This window comes from Salinimicrobium oceani (genome assembly GCF_012037645.1).
The window spans coordinates 1-476 of sequence record NZ_JAAVJR010000536.1 but is presented as its reverse complement, the minus strand read 5'-3'; the positions used below and the strand labels follow the sequence as shown (position 1 = coordinate 476).

At 42.9% G+C, this 476-nt stretch carries 1 tRNA gene; it reads left to right on the top strand.

The window, feature by feature from the left end:
* The first annotated feature begins 210 nt into the window (after positions 1-210).
* Positions 211-283: transfer RNA gene (locus tag HC175_RS18115), tRNA-Gly, on the top strand.
* The last annotated feature ends 193 nt before the right edge of the window (positions 284-476 follow it).

Sequence of the window (476 nt, the reverse complement as noted above, 5' to 3'; positions counted from 1 at the left end):
AGCGGCAGTAGGGAAAACAAGGGTTGCTCCAAAATGCATTTTTTGCTGTTTATTTTGCTAAAAAAATCTTTGCCAGTTTCAGAAATGTATTAAATTTGCACCGCAATACCCACCACTGGTGGTATGTTCTTTAATATGCGAAAATAGCTTCCCGAGTACTCGGGAGTAGAGCGCCACTTTGGGTCTCCTATTTTTTATGTTCTTTAAAATGCGAAAATAGCTCAGTTGGTAGAGCGCCACCTTGCCAAGGTGGAGGTCGCGGGTTCGAATCCCGTTTTTCGCTCAGATTGAAATGAAGCCCCGGTTTTTTCGGGGTTTTTATTTTATTCCACGCTCGGATGGTGGTCCCGAAGCGTCGGGAGGTAGACACGTTGGACTCTCATTTACGAGATTTTAAATGTTAGATCTGAAAAGTTCTTAAATTTTGAAATAATTTCCACGCTCGGATGGTGGACTTGGTAGACACGTTGGACTTA